This window comes from Streptomyces sp. ISL-87 (assembly GCF_018614095.1).
In the GTDB taxonomy this organism is placed as follows: Bacteria; Actinomycetota; Actinomycetes; order Streptomycetales; family Streptomycetaceae; genus Streptomyces.
The window spans coordinates 30094-51183 of record NZ_JAGGOY010000081.1; the positions used below are offsets into that span (position 1 = coordinate 30094).

The 21090-nt window shown below is 71.1% G+C and carries 19 protein-coding genes; 16 read left to right on the forward strand and 3 right to left on the reverse strand.

Going from position 1 to position 21090, the window contains the following annotated elements; all coding sequences use genetic code 11:
• Positions 1-18: 18 nt before the first annotated feature.
• From J7I97_RS28245 to J7I97_RS28310, 14 genes are all read left to right on the forward strand, one after another.
• The gene (locus J7I97_RS28245) at positions 19-1350 is read left to right on the forward strand and encodes a lysine N(6)-hydroxylase/L-ornithine N(5)-oxygenase family protein (RefSeq protein WP_214940230.1); all 1332 of its coding nucleotides are present in this window, start codon (positions 19-21) and stop codon (positions 1348-1350) included.
• Entirely contained in the window at positions 1350-2426 is a 1077-nt protein-coding gene (locus tag J7I97_RS28250; RefSeq protein ID WP_214940233.1) for an FAD-binding oxidoreductase, read from the forward strand. Before J7I97_RS28245 ends, J7I97_RS28250 begins: the two co-directional genes overlap by 1 nt.
• Entirely contained in the window at positions 2423-4747 is a 2325-nt protein-coding gene (locus J7I97_RS28255; RefSeq protein WP_214940236.1) for a class I tRNA ligase family protein, read from the forward strand. Before J7I97_RS28250 ends, J7I97_RS28255 begins: the two co-directional genes overlap by 4 nt.
• Positions 4744-8055 carry a non-ribosomal peptide synthetase gene (locus J7I97_RS28260; RefSeq protein ID WP_214940238.1) on the forward strand — a complete coding sequence of 1104 codons (3312 nt, stop codon included), beginning with the start codon at positions 4744-4746 and terminating at the stop codon, positions 8053-8055. Before J7I97_RS28255 ends, J7I97_RS28260 begins: the two co-directional genes overlap by 4 nt.
• Positions 8052-9587 carry an AMP-binding protein gene (locus tag J7I97_RS28265; protein WP_214940240.1) on the forward strand — a complete coding sequence of 512 codons (1536 nt, stop codon included), beginning with the start codon at positions 8052-8054 and terminating at the stop codon, positions 9585-9587. The genes J7I97_RS28260 and J7I97_RS28265 overlap by 4 nt, the downstream gene beginning before the upstream one ends.
• On the forward strand, positions 9580-9855 hold the full coding sequence (locus tag J7I97_RS28270; RefSeq protein WP_214940242.1) for an acyl carrier protein: 276 nt from the start codon (positions 9580-9582) through the stop codon (positions 9853-9855). Before J7I97_RS28265 ends, J7I97_RS28270 begins: the two co-directional genes overlap by 8 nt.
• Before the next feature lie 2 nt (positions 9856-9857).
• Positions 9858-10484, forward strand: a complete 627-nt coding sequence (locus tag J7I97_RS28275) for a GNAT family N-acetyltransferase (protein ID WP_251049628.1) — start codon at positions 9858-9860, stop codon at positions 10482-10484.
• Positions 10481-11530, forward strand: coding sequence for a C45 family peptidase (locus J7I97_RS28280; RefSeq protein ID WP_214940244.1), 1050 nt, complete (start codon positions 10481-10483; stop codon positions 11528-11530). Before J7I97_RS28275 ends, J7I97_RS28280 begins: the two co-directional genes overlap by 4 nt.
• A gap of 15 nt (positions 11531-11545) precedes the next feature.
• Positions 11546-12271, forward strand: coding sequence for a 4'-phosphopantetheinyl transferase superfamily protein (locus J7I97_RS28285; RefSeq protein WP_214940246.1), 726 nt, complete (start codon positions 11546-11548; stop codon positions 12269-12271).
• 435 nt (positions 12272-12706) lie between these two features.
• The gene (locus J7I97_RS28290; protein WP_214940248.1) at positions 12707-13753 is read left to right on the forward strand and encodes a bifunctional DNA primase/polymerase; all 1047 of its coding nucleotides are present in this window, start codon (positions 12707-12709) and stop codon (positions 13751-13753) included.
• Positions 13750-15303, forward strand: coding sequence for a phage/plasmid primase, P4 family (locus tag J7I97_RS28295; RefSeq protein WP_214940249.1), 1554 nt, complete (start codon positions 13750-13752; stop codon positions 15301-15303). The genes J7I97_RS28290 and J7I97_RS28295 overlap by 4 nt, the downstream gene beginning before the upstream one ends.
• Positions 15300-15689, forward strand: coding sequence for a DUF6009 family protein (locus J7I97_RS28300; protein WP_214940252.1), 390 nt, complete (start codon positions 15300-15302; stop codon positions 15687-15689). Before J7I97_RS28295 ends, J7I97_RS28300 begins: the two co-directional genes overlap by 4 nt.
• Before the next feature lie 397 nt (positions 15690-16086).
• Positions 16087-16638, forward strand: a complete 552-nt coding sequence (locus J7I97_RS28305) for a hypothetical protein (RefSeq protein ID WP_214940255.1) — start codon at positions 16087-16089, stop codon at positions 16636-16638.
• 23 nt (positions 16639-16661) lie between these two features.
• Positions 16662-17513, forward strand: coding sequence for a hypothetical protein (locus tag J7I97_RS28310; protein WP_214940257.1), 852 nt, complete (start codon positions 16662-16664; stop codon positions 17511-17513).
• Positions 17514-18679: 1166 nt separating this feature from the next.
• On the opposite strand, the gene J7I97_RS39680 is transcribed toward J7I97_RS28310, so the two are convergent.
• Positions 18680-18808: a hypothetical protein gene (locus J7I97_RS39680; RefSeq protein ID WP_277627661.1), complete on the reverse strand. Its 129-nt coding sequence runs from the start codon at positions 18806-18808 to the stop codon at positions 18680-18682.
• 169 nt (positions 18809-18977) lie between these two features.
• Here J7I97_RS39680 and J7I97_RS28315 point away from each other — a divergent pair, with 169 nt between their 5' ends.
• Positions 18978-19433: a hypothetical protein gene (locus tag J7I97_RS28315; RefSeq protein WP_251049629.1), complete on the forward strand. Its 456-nt coding sequence runs from the start codon at positions 18978-18980 to the stop codon at positions 19431-19433.
• 57 nt (positions 19434-19490) lie between these two features.
• Positions 19491-20336 carry a transposase family protein gene (locus J7I97_RS28320; RefSeq protein WP_214940259.1) on the forward strand — a complete coding sequence of 282 codons (846 nt, stop codon included), beginning with the start codon at positions 19491-19493 and terminating at the stop codon, positions 20334-20336.
• A 48-nt stretch (positions 20337-20384) separates the two neighbouring features.
• Here the strand turns inward: J7I97_RS28320 and J7I97_RS28325 are convergent, their stop codons facing one another.
• Together J7I97_RS28325 and J7I97_RS38995 are read right to left on the reverse strand one after the other, a co-directional pair.
• A complete protein-coding gene (locus J7I97_RS28325) occupies positions 20385-20753 on the reverse strand; it encodes a VOC family protein (RefSeq protein WP_214940261.1) in 369 nt (122 codons plus the stop codon).
• Between the two features lie 92 nt (positions 20754-20845).
• Positions 20846-21090 (reverse strand): transposase (locus J7I97_RS38995; protein ID WP_251059244.1); only part of this gene is annotated, 245 nt, incomplete at its 5' end.

Genomic DNA, 21090 nt, shown 5'->3' on the forward strand with positions numbered 1-21090 from the left:
AAAAGAAAGGTTCCGACCATGGGGCACGAGAGCATCCGGCCCGGCGCGGCGCACTACCGCTGTGTAGGAGTAGGCGTGGGCCCGGCCAACCTGAGCCTGGCATCCCTGCTGCACGGGCGGCCCGACGCACCCAGTCTCTTCCTCGACCGCAAGGAATCCTTCAGCTGGCACGACGGCCAGCAGATACCCGGGACGACCCTCCAGGTCTCCCAGTTCAAGGACCTGGTGAGCCTCGCCGACCCCGGCAGCCCCTTCTCCTTCCTGTCCTACCTGCACGAGAAGGGCCGGGTCTACCACTTCCTCAACGCCCAGTTCGACGACGTCCCGCGGCTGGAGTTCCGCAACTACCTGGCCTGGGCCAGCCGCCGCAACGAGAACATCTCCTTCGGTGAGTCCGTCCAGGAGGTCTCCTTCGACGACGCGGCCGAGGTGTTCACCGTCCGCACCGACCGCCGCACCGTCACCGCCGACAACGTCGTGGCCGGCGTCGGCAGCCGCCCATGGGTCCCGCCGCAGGGCGAGGGACAGCTCGGCCCCACCCAGTTCCACGTCGCCGACTACCTGGACGCCGCCAAGGACCTCGGCGGCAAGCGGGTCGTCGTCATCGGCGGCGGCCAGTCCGGCGCCGAGGCCTTCCTCGACCTGATCTCCCGCAGCGGCGGCGAACTGCCCCGCCGGGTCTCCTGGATCTCCCGCCGGCACAACTACTTCCCCATCGACGACTCGCCGTTCACCAACGACTTCTACATGCCCAGCCACGCCGACTACTTCTACGGACTGCCGCGCGAGCGCCGCCAGGAGCTGAACTCCCGCCACATCCTGACCAGCGACGGCATATCCGAGTCCACCCTGCGCGACATCTACCAGGGCATCTACGTCCACCGCTTCGTCGAGGGCAACGCCGACCTGGTCGCCCTGCACCCGGGCCGCGAGGTCTTCGACGTCAGCCCCGGCCAGTACGGCGGCTGGGAGGTCGGCGCCCGCCACAACGGGGAGCCCGGCTCGGCCGAGAAGTTCGAGGCCGACGTCGTCATCTGGGCCACCGGCTACCGGCCGGCCGGCATGGACTTCCTCGCCCCGCTCGCCGGCCGCCTGGAGCGCGAGGGCGAGGAACTGCGCGTGGACGAGGACTACGCCGTCCGCTGGGACGGCCCCGACGACCGCCGGATCTTCGTCCAGAACGGGGTACGCGGCCAGCGCGGCCTCGCCGACCCCAACCTCAGCCTCAACGCCTGGCGCAGCCGCCGGATCGCCGACCGCCTGTGCGGCGTACGCGGAGACGAACAGCTGGCCTCCTTCATCGAGTGGTCCTCCAAGCCCGCCCCCCAGGACCAGCGGTGGAGCGCCTGATGGCCACCACCACAGACACGGACGTCGCCATAGTCGGGGCCGGCATCCTCGGCGTCCTGACCGCCCGCGAGATCCTCGCCCGCGCCCCCGGCACCTCGGTCACCGTCCTGGACCGGGACCTCATCGGCTCCGGCGCCACCCGCCGCTCCGCCGGGCTGCACTTCCCGCGCGGAGCCTCCGCCGAGGTACGGGAGCTGGCCGCCGAGAGCCAGCAGTTCTACGCCGACCTCCACACGGCCCGCCCCGGCCTGCCCATCCACCCGCTCGGGATGACCGTCGTCGCCCCCGAGTCCGCCGGGGAGCGCCTCGGCGAGGTCTACCTGCCCGAGGCGAAGCTCCGCCGCGGCGACGAACTGCCGCCGGTCGTCCCCGCGCTGCCCGAGGGGTACGCGGCCTGGGACGGCGACGGCTGCCAGTACGCCGACGTCCACTCCCTCACCCAGCTCCTGGCCGCCGAACTGCGCCCCGCCGCCGACTTCCGTGAAGGGGTCGCGGTCACGGGACTGGCCGCCACCGCCGAGGGCGTACGGCTCACCCTGACCGGCGGCGCCACCCTGACCGCCGGGCACGTGGTCCTGGCCCCCGGCCCGTGGCTCGCCGACCCCGCCTGGCGCGAGCTCGTCGCTCCGCTCGGCGCCCGGGTCAAGAAGATCGTCGCCCTGCACATCGAGGTGCCGCCGCTCCCCGGGGACCGGGCCGTCGTCTTCCACGAGGAGGACACGTTCCTGCTGCCCTTCCACCACCGCGGCCACTGGCTGTTCAGCTACACCTGCCAGGAGTGGGACGTCGACCCCGCCACCGTCGGGTCCTCCGTCACCGCCGGCCATCTGCGCGAGGCCCGCGCGCTGCTCTCCCGCTACACCCCGGACCTGGCCGAACGCTGCGTCTCGGGCCGGGTGTTCTGCGACGCCTACGGGCCCGCCGGCGCCCCGCTGGCCGCCCCGCTCACCGAGGACGGCCGCGTCGTCTTCGCGGGCGCCGCCTCCGGCTCCGGCTACCGCCTCGCCCCGGCGCTGGCCGCCCGCACCGCCGACCTGATCCGCTCCCTCCCGTCCCCGCGAAAGGCCACGACATGATCATCGCCAGCTATGACGCCGACGTCCTGGAGCAGGCGTTCGGCATCGACATGAGCGGCGTCGAGGGCCTGGGCACGGGCGCCGGCTGGGGCCGGGTCGCGCCGGGTCGCGCCTCCGAGCGCCACCAGCACGACGAGACCGAGCTGTTCGTCATCGTCACCGGCCGCGGCGAGTTCCTCGTCGACGGCGAGCGCCACACCGCCGAGCCCGGCACCGTGGTCCTCTTCGAGCCGTTCGAGCCGCACGTCCTGGAGAACACCGGCGAGGGGGACCTCGTCTTCTTCACCCAGTACTGGCGCGACGCGGAGCGCGCGATGACCTCCGCCGGGAACCCCGTGCGCAAGGGCTTCGGCGACCGCCCGGTCTTCGTCTTCTCCACCCCGCCCACCCCCAACGGGGACCTGCACCTGGGCCACCTCTCCGGCCCCTACCTGGGCGCCGACGCCTTCACCCGCTTCCAGCGCATGACCGGCGCCGAGGCCTACCACCTCACCGGCAGCGACGACTACCAGAGCTACGTGGTCGGCGCCGCCCGCAAGGAGGGCCGCACCCCCGCCGAGACGGCCGCGCACTACAGCGCCGAGATCGCCGAAACGCTGCGGCTGATGGACATCCCGCTCGACCAGTACACGGTGACCGACCAGGACCCCGCCTACCGCGAGGGCCTCCAGGACTTCTTCAGCCGGGTCGTGGACTCGGGCCAGGTCGCCGTCACCGAGCAGGAGGCCCTCTTCGACGCCGAGAGCGGCCAGTACCTCTACGAGGTCGACGTCAAGGGCGGCTGCCCCGGCTGCGGCGGCGGCACCTCCGGCAACATCTGCGAGGAGTGCGGTGAGCCCAACACCGTCGCCGACCTCACCGACCCGCGCTCGGCCTCCTCCGAGGCGGCCCCGCGCACGGCCCCCGCCGCCCGCTGGTCCCTGCCGCTGCACGCCTTCGCCGCCGATGTCCGCGCCCACCACAAGCTCGGCCGGGTCCCCGCCCGGCTGCGCGAGCTCGCCGACCGGCTCTTCCGCCGCCCGAGCATGGACATCCCGATCACCCACCCGTCCGCCTGGGGCGTCGAGCCCCGCGAGAACTCCACCGAGGGCCAGGTCATCTGGGTGTGGCCGGAGATGAGCTACGGCTTCCTGCACGGCATCCAGTCCCTCGGCTCCCGCCTCGGCCGCCCCTGGCAGGCCGCGAACCCCGCCCAGGACTGGAAGATCGTCCACTTCTTCGGCTACGACAACAGCTTCTACCACTCGGTGCTCTACCCGGTGCTCTACAAGCTGGCGTTCCCCGGCTGGACCCCCGACATCGACTACCACGTCAACGAGTTCTACCTGCTGGAGGGCCAGAAGTTCTCCACCAGCCGCCGCCACGCCATCTGGGGCAAGGAGATCCTGAACCCGGACACGGTGGACGCCGTCCGCTACTTCCTCGCCTCCACCCGGCCCGAGGGCCTGCGCACCAACTTCCAGCGCGCCGCCTACGAGAACACCCTCGACGAAACCCTCATCGGCACCTGGCAGGCCTGGCTGAACAGCCTCGGCGCCCGCATCGACAAGCAGTACGGGGGCACCGCGCCCGACGCCGGCAACTGGACCCCCGAGCACTCCGCCTTCCTGGCCCGGCTCGGCGCCCGCCTCACCGCCGTCACCGGGGCGCTCGGCAACGACGCCTTCTCCCTCAACCAGGCCGCCGCCGAACTCGACGGCATCGTCTGCGACACCGTCCGCTTCACCCGCGCCGAAGGCCTCCTCGCCGACACCGCGGGCTGGGAGAACGAGAACCGCACCGCCATCGCCCTGGAGCTGGCCGCGGCCCGCCTCCTCGCGCACGCCGCCTTCCCCGTGATGCCGCGGTTCGCCGCCCGGCTGGCCGCGGCCCTGGGGATGGACGCGCCAGGCACGTGGCCCCGTACGGTCGAGCTCGTCGCCGCCGGCAGCGAGATCGCCCTGGCCGACGCGGTGTTCTTCCGGCCGTCCGACCTCGCCGACCTCGCCGCCCCCGCCGCGCCGGCCGCGCCGGCCGCCGACGCGGAGCCCGCACTGACGCCCTGGCTGACCGGCATCGTCCGCACCGCCCTGCGCCTCGACGCGGACGAGCCGATCGCCGGGCGCACCCTGCCGCAGCTGGCCGCCGGCTCCCTCCAGGCCGTCACCGTCCAGTACCAGATCCTCGACGCCCTCGACGTGGACCTGTCCATGGACGAGCTGCTGCACGGCGGAACCCTCGCCGAACTCGCCGCCGTCGTCGCCGAGCGCGCCGAGCCGGCCGCCGTCGCCGCGCTGACCGCCGACCTGACCGCCGACCTCACCGAAGGGGAGCCCCGATGAACCACCGCGACGTGCTGCGGGAGATGGCCGAACGCGGCCTGTGCGTCTCCCTCGTCGACGGCGACCTGCGCCTCCAGGGCAGCCGCGACCGCATGGACGCGGCGTTCATCGCCCGCGTCAAGGCCGCCAAGGCCGATCTGGTCGCCCACCTCGCCCAGGAAGCCGAACACGGCCCCGGCTTCCCGCTCACCCCGCTCCAGCGCAGCTACTACCTCGGCCGCAGCGGCATCTTCGAGATCGGCGACGTCGCCAGCCACGTCTACCACGAGATCGAGGGCGCCTGGGATCTCGACCGCCTGCAGACCGCCCTCGACACCGTCGTCGGCGCGCACAGCGCCCTGCGCTCCCGCTTCCTCTCCGACGACCGCCAGATCACCGAGTACGGGCACTTCCTGCCCCGCATCGGCCGGCTCGACCTGCGCGGCCGCAGCGCCGAGGAGCAGCGGCGCATCCGCGCCGAGCTCCGCGAGCACCGCTCGCACCGGGTGCTGCCCGCCGACGAGGCGCCGCTGCTCGCCGTGGACGTGACGGTCCTCGCCGAGGACAAGATGGTGCTGCACGTCGGCCATGACGGGCTCGTGATGGACGGGATCAGCATGTTCCTGTTCTTCCGCGCCTGGTGGCACGCGTACCAGAGCGGCCCCGCCGACACACACGAGGAACTGCCCTACGAGGAGTACCTCGCGGCCCTGGAGACAGGCCGGACCCGCGCCCCGGCCCGGCGCTCGCGCGACTACTGGATGGACCGCGTCGAGGACCTCGCCCCGCACCCCGACCTGCCGCTGCGGACCAGCCCGGCCGCCCTGGTCCGCTCCCGGTTCACCCAGCGCCAGGTACGGCTGGACCGCGCGGCCTGGACGCAGCTAAAGGAGCAGGCCTCGGCGAGCGGGCTGACCCCCTCGGCGCTGCTGCTCGCCGCCTACGCGGAGGCGCTGGCCACCTGGGGTGCGGGGGAGAAGTTCACCCTCACCGCCACCATCGCCAACCGGCCCCCCGTGCACCCGCGGATCTTCGAGGCGATCGGCCAGTTCTCGGACACCCTCCTCGTCGAGGCCGAGGTCGACCGGACGCTGCCGTTCGCCGAGCGGGCCCGCGCCCTGCAGAACCGGCTGCACGCCGACATCGACCACCGCCACTTCTCCGGGATCGAAGTCATGCAGGAACTGGCCCGGCGCCGCGGCGGGGTGGCCGGCGCGCGGATGCCGTTCACCTTCAACAGCGCCATCGGGCACGTCAGCAGCGAGGTGGACGGCTCCGCCCTGGAGCTGTTCGGGCCGGAGGTGTACTCCGTCAGCCAGACCCCGCAGGTATGGCTGAACGCCTTCGCGATGGAGCAGCACGGGGCACTCGTCGTCCAGCTCGACGGGATCGACGAGCTGTTCCCCGAGGGGCTGCTGGACGACCTGGCCCACGGCTACCGCACCCTGCTCGGCGACCTCGTCGGCGCCGACGCCTGGCAGCGCCACAGCTTCGACCTGCTGCCGCCCGCCCAGCGCGAGCGCCGCCGGGCCGCCAACGACACCGCCGTGCCGCTGCCGGCCGAGATGCTCGGCGACGCCATCGCCGCCCGCGCCGCCGCCACCCCGGACGCCGCCGCGATCCTCACCGCCGACCGCACGGTCAGCTACGGCGAGCTCCTGCACCGCGCCGCCCGCGCCGCGACCTGGCTGCGCGAACACGGTGTGGGCCGGAACGAGCTGGTCGGCCTGGTCATGCACCGCGGACCCGAGCAGATCATCGGCATCCTCGCCACCGTGCTGGCCGGCGCCGCGTACCTGCCCGTGGACGCCTCGCTGCCCGCCGCCCGGCGGGACTACATGCTGAGCGACGGCCGGGTGCGGTGCGTGCTGACGAACACCGGTTGGGCCGCGACCGGTTCGATCGCCTCCTACGACCTGACCGCCGCGCCCTTCGACGGCCCGGCCGAGGTCCCGGCCGAAGTCCCGGCGCGGCTCACCGGATCCGACCCGGAGGACCTCGCGTACGTCCTCTACACCTCCGGCACCACCGGCGCCCCCAAGGGCGTCATGGTCACCCACCGCAATGTGGCCAACGTCGTCGCCGACTGCCACACCCGCTTCCGCATCAGGCCCGAGGACCGCTTCTTCGCCATCAGCGCCTTCAACTTCGACCTGTCGGTCTGGGACGTCTTCGGCGCCCTGTCCGCCGGCGCGGCCCTCGTCATGCCCGACCGGGACAAGGCGGTCGACCCCGCCCACTGGCTGGACCTGTGCCGCGCGCACGGGGTCAGCGTGTGGAACTCCGTCCCCGCGATCGTCAGCCTGCTCCACGACCAGGCCCAGGCGGACGGCGACGTACCGCCCGCCCTGCGCCTGGTGATGATGAGCGGGGACCGGCTCCCGCCGGCGCTGCCCGCGGCCCTGCGCACCCTGAAGCCCGGCCTGGAGGTCGTCTCCCTCGGCGGCCCCACCGAGACGACGATCTGGAACATCCTGCACCCCGTCCGCGAGGACGAGGACGGCAGCGAGTCCATCCCGTACGGCCGCCCCAACGCCAACAACCGCGCCTACGTCCTGGACCGCGACGGCCTGGACGCCCCCGACTGGGTCACCGGCGAGATCGTCGCCGCCGGGACGGGACTGGCGCGCGGCTACTGGCGCGACGAGCAGCGCACCGCGGAGCGGTTCTACGAGGACCCCGCGCGCGGCGAACGCCTCTACCGCACCGGTGACCTGGGCCGCTATCTGCCCGACGGCAGCATCTCGATCCTGGGCCGCAGCGACTTCCAGATCAAGGTCAACGGCTACCGGATCGAGGCCGGCGAGGTCGAGACGCGGCTCGCGGTCCTCGACGGCGTCGCCAAGGCCGTGGTCGCCGCCCGCGGCGGCCAACTCGTGGCGCACCTGGTCCCGCAGGGCGCCGCCCGGCCGGAGCTCGCCGAACTGCGCCAGGCGCTGCGCGGCGACCTGCCGGACTACATGATCCCGTCGGTGGTCGTCTGGCACGAGGCCCTGCCGCTGACGAAGAACGCCAAGGTGGACCGTACGAAGCTGGCCGCCCTCGCCGCCGAGGAGCCGGACGCCGCTCCCGCCAGGGCCGCGGGCGCCAGCGCCCCCGCCACGGAGGCGGAGAAGATCCTCGCCGACATCTGGGCCACCGTCCTGCGCCGCACCGACATCGGCGCCCAGGACACCCTGGGCTCCCTCGGCGGCGACTCCATCGCCGCGGCCCGCATCCTCACCGCGGCCCGCAAGCGGTTCGGGATCACCATCACCCTCGACCAGTTCGCCGAGATCGACACCGTCCGCGCGATGGCCGCCGTTCTCGCCCCACAGGAGACCCGATGACCACCCCGGCGGACCTCGGTCCCGTCAACCGGATCGTCCGGACCGAACCCCTGGCCGGCCACCTCCACGTGGCCCGCCTCGACGGCACCCGCAGCCTCCCGCTGAGCGAGCTGTACGAGCGATCCGGCCGCCTCGCCCACCACCTGCGCGCACGGGGCATCGGGCCGGGCGACCGGATCGGGATCCTCGCCGCCAACAGCCTGGAGTGGGTGCTGCTCGACCTGGCCGCGCTGCGCCTGAAGGCGGAGACCGCCGGCCTGGAACCCGGCAAGTTCACGCCGTCCCGGGACCTCATGGACCGCTACGGCATCGGCCTCCTCTTCACCGACCACCCTGAGGCCACCGCTGCCCCGGACACCGTCCGGATGGCCGACGTATGGGCCCTGACCGAGCCGGGCGACGGGCCCGACCAGCCCCTGCCCCCGGTCACCTGGGGCCCGAAGGACGTCACCACCATCAAGTTCACCTCCGGCAGCACCGGCACCCCCAAGGGGCTCGGCGCCACCGCCGGCAGCATCGACAGCTCCCTGACGGCCGTCCAGGAGATCTTCGAGCACAAGCCCGACGACCACCTCTTCGTCTTCCTGCCGCTCTCCCTCCTCCAGCAGCGCTACTGGGTCTACTCCGCGCTCCTGCACGGCCACGACGTCACCGTCACCACCTACGAGGCGGCCTTCGCCACACTGCGCCGTGTCCGCCCCACCGTGGTCATGGGCGTCCCGGCCTTCTACGAGACCGCCCGCCGCCAGATCGAGGCCCGCCTGCGCCGCTCCGCCGGCCGCACCCCTCAGGAGGTGGCCCAGGGCCTGTTCGGCGACCGGATCCGCTACATGTGGACCGGATCGGCCCCCGCCTCCCCGGCGATGCTCCGCTTCTTCACCGAGGCCGGCCTGCCCCTCTTCGAGGGCTACGGCCTCAACGAGACCTGCATCGTCACCAAGAACCACCCCGGCGCACACCGCGAGGGCAGCGTCGGCCGGGTGCTGCGCGGCAAGGAGGTGCTGATCGGCGAGGACGGCGTGATCAGCGTCCGCAGCGAACATCCCGTCAACACGCGGTACACGTACGCCCGCCCAGGGGACTCCGAACGGGTCTTCGGCCCCGACGGCACCGTCCGCACCGGCGATCTCGGCCACCTCGACGAGGACGGGTTCCTCTTCGTGCACGGCCGCGCCGACGACGTCATCGTCCTCGACAACGGCAAGAAGGTCATCGTCCGGCCCGTCGAGGAACTGATGAAGACCGACCCGGCGATCGCCGAGTGCGTGCTGTTCAGCCCCACCCAGACCGACCTGGTCGCCGTGGTCTCCCCGGCCGCCCTGCCCGCCGACCTCGACGCCATCGCCGCCCGGCTCGCCGCCACCAACGCGGCGACCACCCCCGACGAGCTGATCAGCCGGGTGCTCGTCGCCGATGCCCCGTTCAGCATCGAGAACGGCCTGCTGACCTCCCAGTACAAGCCCAAACGCCCCGCCATCCAGACGACGTACGCCACTTCGCTGCACAACCAGGAGGCCGGAATCCATGCCTGACACCTCGCACCTGATCGAGTCCGCGGCCCGTGAACAGCTCTCGCTGGTCCTGATATCCGAGGTCGCCGCCGAGGCCATCGACCTCGACGCCGACATGGTCGCCGCCTACGGGCTGACCTCCCTCAACAAGGTGCTCTTCCTCACCGAGGTGTGCGAGGAGACCGACGTCGACCTCGCGCACTTCACCGAGCACGACCTGGCGGCCATGCGCACGCTGCGCGATGTCACCGACGCCCTCACCCGCCACCACGCCACCACCGGAGTCTGACGATGAAGACGATCAACTGGACCCAGAACGCCGCCGCCACCCTGGAGAACGACCGGGTCCTGCTGCGCCCCGTCGCCGAGGCCGACCGCGAGGGCGTGCGCGCCGTCGCCATGGACCCCGACATCTGGCGCTACTTCGTCTCCGCCGTCGAGACCGACACCGACTTCGAGGCCTTCTTCGACGCCAACCTCGCCGACCACGCCGCCGGCCGCCGCGCCGTCTACGTGATCACCGACAAGAAGAGCGGCCGCATCGCCGGGAGCATGAGCTTCGGCAACATGGCCGAGGCCGACCGGCGCCTGGAGATCGGCTGGTCCTGGCTCGGCCGGGACTTCCGCGGCCAGGGCGTCAACCACTGGGCGAAGGCCCTGCTGCTGGAGCACGCCTTCGAGGTGCTGGACGCCGAGCGCGTCGAGTTCAAGACCGACATCCTCAACGTCCAGGCGCGCCGGGGCCTGTCCAACATCGGCGCCACCGAGGAAGGCACCCTGCGCAGCTTCAACTTCATGCCCGGCGGGCGCCGCCGCGACGCCGTGTTCTACAGCATCCTGCGCGCCGAATGGCCCCAGGTGCGGGCCGCCCTCGCGGCCGGCCGGAAGGCGGCCACCAAGGCGGCCGTCCCCGCATGAGCATCACCCGTATCCCGGCGTCCGGCACCCCCCGCGAGATCGGCCGCGTTCACGGCGAGGCCCTCGCCGCGCCGCTGCGGGCCTTCCTCGACGACGGGCTGGCCCGCCTGAACCACCTGACGCCGAAACCCCTTTCACACGACACCCTGCTGCCGTCGATCGCCGCCTACCGTGCGGCGGTCACGGCGGCCCTGCCGGACCTCGCCGAGGAGGTGACCGGCCTCGCCGAGGGCGCCCGTATCACCGAGGACGAGGCCTGGCTGCTCCAGCTGCGCCGGGAGATCATGGGCTACTCCAAGATCCCCACCGCGGGGGACTGCACCACATACGCCCGCACGGCGGCCCCCTGCGCCCGGACCCCCGTACTCGCCCAGACGGTCGACCTCAACGGCAACCTGGACGACCACATCAGCGTCCTGGAGATCGCCCGCGCGGGCTCCCCGCGCCGCTCGCTGGTGCTCAGCTTCGCCGGGCTCCTCGGCTACCTGGGGCTCAACAGCGACGGCCTCGCCATCGGCCTGAACCTGGTCCTGGGCGGCGACTGGCGCCCGGGCGTGCCCCCGTACCTCGCGATCCGCCACCTCCTGGACACCGCCCGGAACGTGGACCAGGCCCTGAAGATCCTCGCCGGGCTCCCGCTGGCCAGCTCGCGCTCGCTCATGCTGTGCGACCGGGAGCGGGCCCTGTACGTGGAGGTCCTCGGCGGCGAACTGCGGGTGACGGAGCCGGAGACCGGGGAGGCCGCGCACGCGAACCACTTCCTCCACCCGGACTTCGCCCCGGCGGACGAGCTGAACGTCTTCGCCCGCAACTCCTCGCTGCGCCGCCTGCGCGCGGCCACCGACGGGCTGGCGGCGCTCCCCGCGGACGCCGGTGCGGAGGAGCACTTCGCCCTCCTGTCCCGGCCGCCGATCTGCGTCCCCGACCGCGGGGACATCCGCGCCGAACGCACCGTCGCCGCCGCGGTACTGCTGCCCGCCGCCGGCGCCCTGCACATACGCCCGGGCGACCCCTCGCGCTCCGGCACGCAGGTGTTCAGCCTGTAGCAAGGAAGGACCACGATGGACGCATGGCTGGTCGACCTCGACCAGGTCGCCCCCTCCGACATCACCGAGCACTACCCAGAGGGCCTCACCGAGGACGAACTGCGGCGCGGCGCCGAATTCGTGCACGCCCGGGCGGCGCACCGCTTCTACCGCGCCCGGCTCACGGTGCGCAGGCTGCTCGCCGACCGCCTGGGCCTGGCCCCGCACGAGCTGCGCATCCACTACGACCCGGCGGGCAAGCCCTACCTGCCGGACCATCCCGGCACCCACGTCAGCTGGTCCCGCTCGGACGGGCTGCTGCTGCTCGGGGCCACCGAGACGGGACCCGTCGGGGTGGACGTGGAGCTGGTCCGCCCGGCCACCACCAGCATGGACGTACTCGCCTTCGTCTACCCGGACATGCCGGCCACGGCAACGCCGGAGACCTTCTTCCACGCCTGGACCCTGCTGGAGGCGGCCGTCAAGGCCACCGGCCGGGGGCTGGCCGAGGGGGCGAAGGAGGTCGACCTGGTCTTCGGCCCGGACGGCGGGGTCCGCCTGCGCGGCATCACCGGCCACGGCGCCCCGCCCTGGCACGGGCACACCGCCCTCCAGCCCGTGGTGCAGGACGTCCCCTGGGCGATGACGGCCTTCGTCTCCCGCGAACTTCCCCCGGTCACGGTCCTGCCCTGGCCGCCGCGCGGTGCGTCGATGCGCCCGGGCGCTCGCTCCCTGGTCAAGACCGGGTCCACGCGGGGTTGAGCCGTTCGGGGGGCCTGACTCACCGGGGGAGCGACTGAAGGACAGCGACTGAGCGATCCTTCAGTCGCTCCGGCGAGATCCGTAAAAGGCCAGCTCATAGGCCCTGTCTGAGCCAATCAGCGACTGAAGCGACTCAAGTACCGGGTATATGACGTCCAACGTGCGCGCGTGCGTGTGCGCGTGTGGGCGTCATATATAGGGACCTTGAGTCGCTTCAGTCGCTGTTTTGTGTTGCGTACCTCTGTGACCTGGTGTTTTGTGAGCAGCTCTACGAGCGACTGAAGCAGCGACGGTAGCTGTACGGTTGAACGCTCAGTCGCTGGCGCCGCCTGACGATGCGTAGGCCTGTGCTGACACACCGGCCTCTCGTCTCCCACCGGTTTCGCTAGTCTGGTTTGGGCGTTGAGTCGCTTCAGTCGCTGATGGGGGAAGTGGATGGCAGCTGAGCAGACTGCCAGGTGGTGTGCGGGGCAGGGGTGGCCCGTTCACCCGCTGGCGCCGGGCCTCAAGACGCCCGTGGGCAACTGCGAGGTGTGCCGTTCACCCGGTCACCACAGAGGGGCGTGCGACTGCCTGCGGGCGGGCCGCTGGTGCCACGGATTCCACGCGGCCACGCTCGACCCCGCCCGGATCGAGCAGTGGTGGGGTGCCCACCCGGATCTCGGCATCGGTGTCGCCTGCGGCCCCGCGGACCTGGTGGTCATCGACATCGACGCACACGAGCGACCGCTGCCCGAGCGGGACCGGCTGCTGCCCGGCGTCGGGATCTCCGACGAAGTCGACCTGACGGGACTGGCCAACGGCTTTCACACCATGGGTGTGCTGGCCGCGCTGCGCGGCGCCGTAAGCCCGGCGGACGACACCTCGACCCTGCGCGTGCGCACGCCGTCGGGGGGCCTGCACGTCTGGTACCGGAGCCACGGCGGACACCGCTGGCAGTGCTCCACCGGATCCGGCGGCGGCCGCGCCCTCGCCTGGCAGGTCGACGTACGCGCTCACGGCGGGTACATCGTCGCCCCCGGGACCGTGACCCGCGCGGGCGTCTACCGGCCCGTGGGACCCGTACGCGAGCCCGCGCCGCTGCCCGCCTGGCTCGCCCGCGAGCTGGAGCGCACCGGGCACCTGCCCACGGCGCGGGTGCCCGCGCCCCGGCCCGTACCGCCCCGCGCCCGGCAGGCCGTCATCGCGGCGGGCGGCGGTCGCGGCGCCTCGGGCCGGCTGCTGGCCGGAGTCCTCGCCGAGGTCGCCGCCTGCGCCGCCGTGCCCGAAGGGGCCGCGTTCTCCGAGAAGCTGAACCGCGCCGCGTACACGGCCGGCGGCCTGGTCGCCGCCGGGCACGTCACCGAGGCCGAGGCGACCCGTACGCTCCAGGCAGCGGCCGAACAGGCCCGCCCCGGGCAGGAGAGCCGCTGCCGCGCCATCATCCGCGGCGGGCTGAGGGCGGGTTCCATGCGACCGCTGGCCCTGGGAGGCCGCACGTGAGCGTGGACAACGACAGCCGGCTGTTCGAGTTCGACGTCCAGGCCGTCGCCGCGCAGATCCTCGCCCAGCCCGTCCCCGCCCAGCCCGTCCCCGCCCCCCGGCAGGGCGGCGTGGGCCCGGCTCAGGACGCCCCCGCCCCCGTCCCGGGCTCGGACGGCGAGGCCACGGCGGACGGGCTGCTGCCCGACACGCTCACCGACCGCGGCAACGCCAAACTGTTCGTCAAGCTCTATGCCGACGACTACCGGCACGTCCCCGGGATCGGCTGGTTCCGGTGGGACAGTACCCGCTGGCAGATCGACGAGGACGACACCGTGATCTGGGCCGCGGGCGACCTCGCGGAGAGCATCGCCACCACCGACCCCCGCGGCGTGTACACCCCTGCCGCGTTGCAGCAGCACCGCCGCCGCGCGCTGAGCACCAGCGGCATGAACGCGATGCTCGCACAGGCGAAGTCCGCCCCGGGCATGGTGCTCAACGCCTCGCGGCTGGACGCCGACCCGTACGCCCTGTGCACGCCCGCGGGCGTCGTCGACCTGCGTACCGGGCACATCCGCGCTGCCCAGCCCGCGAAGGACTTCCACTCCCGTTCCACCACGGCCGCTCCGCAGCCCATGCCCACGCCGCGCTGGAACCGCTTCCTGACCGACACCTTCGGCGAGGGGCCGGAGGGAGCGCAGATGATCGACTTCCTCCAGCTGCTGCTCGGATACTCCGTCACCGGGGACGTCGGCGCGCAGGTCATGCCGTTCCTGTTCGGCTCCGGCAAGAACGGCAAGTCCGTACTGCTGGACGTCCTGATGAAGCTGCTCGGCGACTACGCGGACGCGGCGCCGCCCGGGTTCCTGATGGCGCGGCCCTACGAAGGCCACCCGACCGACCTCGCCGAACTGCACGGCCGACGGGTGATCGTGTGCAGCGAGGTCAAGCCGGGCGACCGCTTCGACGAGGCCCGCGTCAAACTGCTCACCGGCGGCGACCGCATCAAGGCCCGCCGGATGCGGCAGGACTTCTTCAGCTTCGAGCCGACGCACAAGCTGTGGCTGCTGGGCAACCACCGGCCCGAAGTGGGCACCGGCGGCTTCGCGTTCTGGCGGCGCATCCGGATGATCCCGTTCGAGCGGGTCGTCTCCGACGACCGCAAGATCGACAACCTGGCGGACATCCTGGTCACCCAGGAGGGCCCGGGCATCCTCAACTGGCTCATCGAGGGCGCCCGCCGCTACCTGGGAGGTGACAAGGACCTCTCGGGGCCCGAGCGCGTCCGCATTGCGACCACGGCGTACGCCGAGACCGAGGACCACACAGGGCGCTTCATCGGCGAAACCTGCCGGTTCGAGCCCGATCTGCGGGCGGAGCAGGCGCAGCTCTACGCGGCCTACAGGAGCTGGTGCCAGAATGAGGGGGCCCCGGCGATTTCCTCCCGGGCCTTCGCGGCACGCGTCCGCGAGGTGGTGGGACTGGCGTCGCCCAAGGAAATGATCCTGTCCAACCAGCGCAAGTACTACCCGGGCATCGGCCTGCTCGCGCACGAGGAGACGACAGCATGAGCGCCCTCATCGCAGAGGACGAGATCATCCACGAGGCTGACCTCGTCTGGCTCGAGGACATCAGCCGGCTCGACTACGTCCGCCAGAGCCTGGACCGGCTGCCGACGCGGCGCGGCAGGCCCGCGTACCACCGCGGCGGGCGGATGGTCGGCTACGCCCTGCTCGGCCCGGGGGCCAAGCCGTCGCGCTCCTCCGGCACGTTCCGCAGGCGGGTGTTCTGGCTGCTCCCGCACGACCGGGACAGCGAGCCCGACGGGCTGTACGCCACCGGGGCGCCCGCGGAGGCCGTGGACGCGCGGACCCTGGCGCCGGGCAGCAAGGGGCGCAAGACCGAACGGTCCGAAGGCGGGCCGATGTCCTCGGCCCGCCTCGGGAGCGTCAGCTGACGTTGTGACGTTGTGACGTTGTGATCAGAAGCCGTTGTCTTTCCGGTCGGTCCCGCCTGGCGGGCCATATCCCCGACAGCCCTTTCCTTGCAGGTCAGAGCCGTGTGACGTGGTCTGCATGGTGGACACGAAGATCATTAAGGCCGGTCAGATGCACCGGTACTACACGCGCGAGATGGTGGTCGGTGACGGCCGCCGCCCGGCCCGGACGCCGCTGAGGAAGGCTCAGGAACGCGGCCGCTCAGGCCCGCAGGACGATGGATCGGTACGCCGACCGGGAGGACGCCACCGCGCCGCGTCCGGTGCGCGAGGACGACCAACGCGCACACCGCCCCCATCCCGACCCACACCGCACTCCGGAAGCCCGCCGCTGAGCCCAGCCGGTGCGGTGCACTCGGTGCACGTCGACGATGTCGTGCACTCTCCGCACGGATGCCCGACATCCTCGAGCAGTGCACAACGTCAGCTTGAAGCTCAGTTTGCAGAATGGGAGCGGCTCGCGGGCGGTGACCGGATCGACGACGGGGCCGACCCGGCGTGGGCGGGTCGGCCCCGTCGCATGTGGCACTCACGGGGTAATCGCAGCGCTGCTGCATTCCTGTGCTGCGAAGCCACCAGCATGCAAAGGGGTGCGCTGGTTCTGGACCCCACGGTGGTGTCTGGTGTGCTCGCAGTGGGCAATCAGGGCCGGTCAGGCCGGCGGGGAGATCATCCGCTCGGTGCCGAGGCTGTTCATGCGGGTGTCCTGGTACATGGTGGTTTCGCGGTGAGTAGCACGGTGCTGGTGCCGAGCGCGAGTGCGGTCAACCATTTTGATCTCAATGACTTGCTTCCTGAGTGCAGTGATGACGCCTGGCATCGCAGTGTGTTAGTGCGTCAGTTCGACGAAGGGGGCAGAGTAGGCAGTGGTGTGAAAGATCGTCAACGAATCCAGATAGGCGACAAATGAAGCGATTACGGGCAGGGATCGGCGTGGCAGTCCTGACGATTCCGCTGTTCATGTCACTCGGAGCGGAGGGCGTGCAGGCCGCTCCGCTTACGGATGTGCCATTGCCGCTTCAAAGTGGCGCCGACCAGCTGGTTCGGCCTGGAGAGCAGGTCAGCGTCTCAGTGGGCCTGCAGGACGCCGTCGGCAATGGCGACAGGGTCTTCTCCGAAGCGTTCACCGCCGATGGCCGGATGAGGATGAACGATCCGCACGTCACCGCGGTCATGACGATCTCCTGCACCGCTGCGCCCGGGTCCTACGAGGTGCGCATCGGATCAGGTGGGGACCGGAACCCCTCCGAGGTCACGCGGCTCTGGGGGAGTGTCCGGGTGGCTCCGGCTGAAGAGACGGAGCGTGCGGCGTGCGCGAGGCGGGTCTCCGAGCTGCCGCCTGAGCCCCAGGAGGAGCGCTGGCCTGCGGATGTGGAGTGGCCCGCGAGCCCATGGGACGTGCGGTCGGTGCGGGCTGGCGGGGAGATGACGGCCACCGATGGCCTGGAGATGGGCGGCGACGGAGGCGTCACGTTGACCTCGTCGGTGTTCACGCGACCAGTGGTCATGTACGGAGCGAAGAGGGTCTCCGCGGTCGTCCGTATCAGGTGCGACGCGAAGCCGGGTCTCTACACCGTGGTCTGGCGAGAGAAGGGGACGCCGTCAAAGGTCTGGGCCCGACTGCGGGTGGAACCCGCAGCCCCTGACTGCCACGACCCTGCCCCTACGCTGGCCGACATGGTCAAGCGCACGGCCTCCTGGCTGGCGGCAGGTATCTGTGCTGCCGCGCTTGCAGTGGGGGTACATGCCCTGAAGCGGAGGCGGCGTGCCCATCCTCCCCTGTGATTGTGAAGCGTAGGCGCCGCGCGCTCCGGAAACGAGTGGTAGATGCAGTACGCCCGAGCGTTCCGGTTATTCCTGCCAAACCGTGAGAAGGGTGCACGGTTCTCTTTCTGGAAGCAGTCGAGTCGGCGATATAGGCGCGTCGTTCACCGTGGCTGAAACGATTCTAGAAATGACTTGAAACGCAGACCCAGGGGCAGGTCGGCCAGGCCGCTGGGGCAGACCAGGCCGATGGCCCGCCGGATCGTGGCGGGTGCAGCGGTATTCATTACGCCACAGCGGCTTGAAATCACCCATCTTTTCACGCTCGCCTGGCAGGTGGTTGGGTAAGGGAACCTCAATAAGGCAAAAGACGCGAACGGCAACCCCGTCCCCACGAGCTACAGTCTCGACGGCAACGCCCTCGTCCAAACCATCCAGACCGGCCCCGACACCGCCTACCCCGTGGTGGCCGACCCCCACTACACCTGAGGCGTGATCAGTGGCACCGTGTGCTTCAACAAAGCTGAGACTAAGGTCCTCGCCCTCGGCGGAACTGTTGTGTCCTGGATACCGCACCCGGCCGCGGTCGTCGGGGGCCGAAGCCTCGCGGGGTTCGCGGGGGTCGCGGTCGCGACCGATCGGTGCGTCAAGATAAAGGTCAGCCCGGGGCTCGGGGTCCTTTCGCCAGCAGCAACCCTGGCCGGAAGCGGCTATTACAGCGGCAGTGGCGGCGACGGATATTGCAGGTAAACGGACCGGCAGCCAAGTAATCCCGAAAAGGGACTACGGCCGACCGTGGCGGCCGGAGAGAGACATATCGGCTTCTGATTTTGAAAGGGTTGCGGAGTGAATGCTCTAACCGCTCTGGCGTCGGCCGCTTTCGGCTCCACCGTGTATCTCGTGACTTTCTCGACTGTGGGCTGGCTGAACCAGCTAGCCCCGCGTGTTAAGGTCACGGGCCTAGTTGTGACCGGCATGGTTCTGTGCGCAGTTATCGGAATTGTCGCGTTCGCGAGCCGGAGTGTCACGCTCGGGTTCATCGTAGGCGCCGGCCTGACACCGCCCGTACAACGGTGGATCCTGCAACGACGCAAGCAATAGCGCAGCCAGTCGCTGGTTCTTGACCTTCCGGCTCATGGCCTTGCACAGGGGGATTGCAAAGTTCGTTGATCGTGCGTCGGCGCAGGTCAGTTGAGGCCGAGGAGGGCCAGTGGCCGCTCGTAGGGGCGGAGGGCTGTGGTGCGGAGTCCGGCGGCGATGTTGGTGTGGCCGGCGTCGCGGAGTTGGTTGATGGCGAAGCTGCGGAGGGTGGCCATGTTCTCCGAAGCTCCGCCATCTTGATTCTGGCTGGTCAGGGCCTCTGGTGTGATGGCGGGTGAGGCTGCTCGGGCTGGTGGTGGGGCAGTGTCTAGCATGTAGATCGTCGGGCAGGGCGGTTCGCCTGTTCCGGTCCGCCGCCTCGTTCTCCTCCCTACGATCCGGCGCATGGTGGATCCCGAGGTGCAGGAGCGGATCGCGGTACGCCGCGCGGAGTTGGACGATCTGGAAGAACAGCTGGTCAAGCAGTTGGCCGAGGTACGGGCCGAACGCGAGGACCTGGTGGCGGCGGAGCGGGTCCTGGCCCGGATGGGCGAGCAGGTCGCCGCCGAACGGGCCGCGACGGCGCCGGCTGTCGCGCAGGTGGGCGGGAAGGGAGTGCTGCTGATCCCGCACCGCGCCCCGGAGATGGCCGAGACCGCGCTCCCGCCGGAGTACCAGCGCATTCTCGCTTCCGTCCGCGCTGCTGGCGGGCCGGTCATGGTCCGGCAGGTGGGCGAGGCGCTCGGGCTGGACACCGGGGTGCGGGGCAAGCTGGAGCCGCTGCGCGGGAAGCTGACGAAACTGGCCGATCGCGGCTGGCTGCACAAGCGTCCCGACGGGCGGTTCACCGTCCGCCCGTGACCCGCAGTTCCCTGGGGCGGACGTAACTCCGGTGCCCCCGGGGCTCGTTGGGAATGTGTGAGCAAAACCGAAGAGCACATCGGGGACACCGTGTCCCTTGTCTACCAGTGCCGTCTGCCGCTGTCCACGAGCACCGTCAACCACCTCGCCGGCCTGCTGCGGCGTCACCTGAAATCGATAGGTTCGCGCTGGCGGTCGCTGCCGCCGGGGAAGATCGCGGTGATCGTCCTGGCCGTGCTCCGCCACGATCAGCGCCTGACCGACATGGCCGGCGGCAACAACATCGCCGAGTCCACCGTCCGCCGCTGGCGCGACGAGATGATCCACCTGCTCGCCGCCCGCGCTCCGCGCCTGGACCGGGCCCTGAAGAAAATCGCGAAGCGGGGCGGGGAAGTCGTCCTGGTCGACGGCACCCTCATCGCCACCCAGCGCCGCACCGGCCGCGACAACCGAAAACACTTTTCCGGCAAGCACCACCGTCACGGCCTGCACTTCCTCGCCCTGACCGACGAGAGGGGCCGCCTGATCTGGATCTCCGCCGCGCGGCCCGGCCGCACCCACGACGCCACCGCCGCCCGCCACGACCATCTCGTCGAACATCTCAAGGCGGCCGGCCTCGGCGCGCTCGCCGACCTGGGCTTCCTCGGCGTGGACAAGCCCGACGACCCCGATGACCTGGTCATCGTGACCGGTTTCAAGGCCACCCGCTACCGCAAGCTCACCCCCGGGCAGAAGACGGCGAACCGGGCTCTGGCCGCCGGACGCGCGCCCGTCGAGCGCGGGTTCGCCCACCTGAAGAACTGGCGGATCCTCACCAAGCTCCGCACTGACCCCGCCCGCGCCACCCACCTGCTTCGCGCGCTGCTCGTACTGACGAACATCGAGGCCACTACAGGAAATTGATCTCTACCGCAGGCAGCCCGCGACCAGCACAAGCACCCCGGAGCAGCGTCACTGAGCCGGGATCGGCTGGGTGAGGTTCACCGGGTTGCCGTCGGGGTCCTGGATGTGGGCGACGCGCTGTCCCCACGGCATGTCGTTGGGGCCGCCGTGGACCGAGCCGCCCAGCGCCGTCACCCGGCCGAGCGTCTCGTCGACGTCGTCGACACCGATGCTGAGCAGGATCCGCGGTGCCGCCCCGGTCCCCGGGTTCGTCTTGGCCACCAGCCCGAGGTCGGTGTCGCCGATGCGCAAGCCGAGGTAGAAGGCCGGGCCTTCCGCCGGTACCCGGAAGATCTCCTCGGCGCCGAACAATTTCGTATAGAAGCCGACCAGGACGTCTTGGTCGGCAGTGATGATCACTGGCTGGATGGTGGACATGGCACTCCTGTCGAGAACGGTCGTGTCGCTGGCTAGACCGTTCGAGGACGGTGAACTCATCGGCAAAACCACCCCGCCGGACGATCTACACCTCAGACTGCCGCCCACGACCAGCACGAGCACCCCGAAACGGGGTCACGCCACCCCTGCTGACCAGCCACTTCAAGATGGCGCAGCCACTCCGGACTGTGCCCGGTGCGGATCTTGGAGGCGTCCTCGCGGAAGGCGGTGTCCCGGACGAAGTGGAGCCTGTTTTCGATCACCCAGTGTGCCCTCAAGATCTTTGCGATCCGTTCGGGGGACGCTTGTCGGCTGGTCAGGTCGGTGATGACGTAGA